1 rRNA gene is annotated in these 3,076 nt (G+C 52.4%); it reads right to left on the reverse strand.

Going from position 1 to position 3,076, the window contains the following annotated elements:
* Positions 1-31 precede the first annotated feature (31 nt).
* Positions 32-2,921 (reverse strand): 23S ribosomal RNA (locus AB5Y76_RS08880).
* Positions 2,922-3,076: the final 155 nt, after the last annotated feature.

Raw genomic sequence — 3,076 nt, forward strand, 5'->3', positions numbered from 1 at the left:
TACAAGCCTTAGAACACTTCTTGGGTGTTGTATGGTTAAGCCTCACGGGTAATTAGTATGGGTTAGCTCAACACGTCGCCGCGCTTACACACCCCACCTATCAACGTTGTGGTCTCCAACGGCCCTTTAGGACCCTCAAGGGGTCAGGGATGACTCATCTCAGGGCTCGCTTCCCGCTTAGATGCTTTCAGCGGTTATCGATTCCGAACTTAGCTACCGGGCAGTGCCACTGGCGTGACAACCCGAACACCAGAGGTTCGTTCACTCCGGTCCTCTCGTACTAGGAGCAACTCCCTTCAATCATCCAACGCCCACGGCAGATAGGGACCGAACTGTCTCACGACGTTCTGAACCCAGCTCGCGTACCACTTTAAATGGCGAACAGCCATACCCTTGGGACCGACTTCAGCCCCAGGATGTGATGAGCCGACATCGAGGTGCCAAACACCGCCGTCGATATGAACTCTTGGGCGGTATCAGCCTGTTATCCCCGGAGTACCTTTTATCCGTTGAGCGATGGCCCTTCCATTCAGAACCACCGGATCACTATGACCTACTTTCGTACCTGCTCGACCTGTCCGTCTCGCAGTTAAGCTGGCTTATGCCATTGCACTAACCTCCTGATGTCCGACCAGGATTAGCCAACCTTCGTGCTCCTCCGTTACTCTTTGGGAGGAGACCGCCCCAGTCAAACTACCCACCAGGCACTGTCCGCGAGCCCGATTCAGGGCCCTGCGTTAGAACATCAAACATACAAGGGTGGTATTTCAAGGACGGCTCCAGCGCAACTGGCGTCACGCCTTCAAAGCCTCCCACCTATCCTACACATGTAGGTTCAATGTTCAGTGCCAAGCTGTAGTAAAGGTTCACGGGGTCTTTCCGTCTAGCCGCGGGTACACCGCATCTTCACGGCGAATTCGATTTCACTGAGTCTCGGGTGGAGACAGCATGGCCATGGTTACACCATTCGTGCAGGTCGGAACTTACCCGACAAGGAATTTCGCTACCTTAGGACCGTTATAGTTACGGCCGCCGTTTACCGGGGCTTCGATCAAGAGCTTCGCTTGCGCTAACCCCATCAATTAACCTTCCGGCACCGGGCAGGTGTCACACCCTATACGTCCACTTTCGTGTTTGCAGAGTGCTGTGTTTTTGATAAACAGTCCCAGCCATCTGGTCACTGCGACTCCCAACTGCTCCATCCGCAAGGGACTTCACTGTCAAGAGCGAACCTTCTCCCGAAGTTACGGTTCTATTTTGCCTAGTTCCTTCACCCGAGTTCTCTCAAGCGCCTTGGTATTCTCTACCCGACCACCTGTGTCGGTTTGGGGTACGATGACTTGTAATCTGAAGCTTAGAGGCTTTTCCTGGAAGCAGGGCATCAATGGCTTCCGCACCGTAGTGCGTTCGTCTCGTGTCTCAGTGTTGTGTCTCCGGATTTGCCTAGAAACACCACCTACGCACTTTCACCAGGACAACCGTCGCCTGGCCCACCTAGCCTTCTCCGTCCCCCCATCGCAATTACAAGTCGTGCAGGAATATTAACCTGCTTCCCATCGACTACGCCTTTCGGCCTCGCCTTAGGGGTCGACTCACCCTGCCCCGATTAACGTTGGACAGGAACCCTTGGTCTTCCGGCGAGGAGGCTTTTCACCCCCTTTATCGTTACTTACGTCAGCATTCGCACTTCTGATATCTCCAGCATACCTCTCGATACACCTTCGCAGACTTACAGAACGCTCCCCTACCACTCACACATAAGTGTGAATCCGCGGCTTCGGTGCCTGGTTTGAGCCCCGTTACATCTTCCGCGCAGGCCGACTCGACTAGTGAGCTATTACGCTTTCTTTAAATGATGGCTGCTTCTAAGCCAACATCCTAGCTGTCTGAGCCTTCCCACATCGTTTCCCACTTAACCAGAACTTTGGGACCTTAGCCGGCGGTCTGGGTTGTTTCCCTCTTCACGACGGACGTTAGCACCCGCCGTGTGTCTCCCGGATATTACTTACTGGTATTCGGAGTTTGCATGGGGTTGGTAAGTCGGGATGACCCCCTAGCCCAAACAGTGCTCTACCCCCAGTAGTATTCGTCCGAGGCGCTACCTAAATAGCTTTCGGGGAGAACCAGCTATCTCCGAGTTTGATTGGCCTTTCACCCCCAGCCACAGGTCATCCCCTAACTTTGCAACGTTAGTGGGTTCGGTCCTCCAGTTGATGTTACTCAACCTTCAACCTGCCCATGGCTAGATCACCCGGTTTCGGGTCTACACCTTGCAACTAGACGCCCAGTTAAGACTCGGTTTCCCTACGGCTCCCCTATACGGTTAACCTCGCTACAAAATGTAAGTCGCTGACCCATTATACAAAAGGTACGCAGTCACCCCGAAGGGCTCCCACTGCTTGTACGTACACGGTTTCAGGTTCTATTTCACTCCCCTCACAGGGGTTCTTTTCGCCTTTCCCTCACGGTACTGGTTCACTATCGGTCAGTCAGGAGTATTTAGCCTTGGAGGATGGTCCCCCCATATTCAGACAGGATGTCACGTGTCCCGCCCTACTCGATTTCACATCAAGGTTGTTTTCGTGTACGGGGCTATCACCCTGTATCGCCGGCCTTTCCAGGACCGTTCCACTAACTTCCAAGATGCTTAAGGGCTAATCCCCGTTCGCTCGCCGCTACTGAGGGAATCTCGGTTGATTTCTTTTCCTCGGGGTACTTAGATGTTTCAGTTCTCCCGGTTCGCCTCTGTTACCTATGTATTCAGTAACAGATACCCGAGTTATCTCGGGTGGGTTTCCCCATTCGGAAATCTGTGAGTAATAGCGTCTCTTACCGACTTCTCACAGCTTATCGCAGGTTAGTACGTCCTTCATCGCCTCTGACTGCCAAGGCATCCACCATGTACGCTTAGTCACTTAACCATACAACCCCAAGAAGTGTCGTCGAAACAACGCGTCTTGTTGAAGTACAACAAGGACCAAATAAAATTTGGTTTTCGCCAAGAAGTTTCCAAAGCACTTGTAACAAATGTTTGAGAACTACTTTTTAAATCAGCTTTCCAGATTGTTAAAGAGCA

This window comes from Aeromonas sp. R1-2 (assembly GCF_040908505.1).
In the GTDB taxonomy this organism is placed as follows: domain Bacteria; phylum Pseudomonadota; class Gammaproteobacteria; order Enterobacterales; family Aeromonadaceae; genus Aeromonas; species Aeromonas veronii.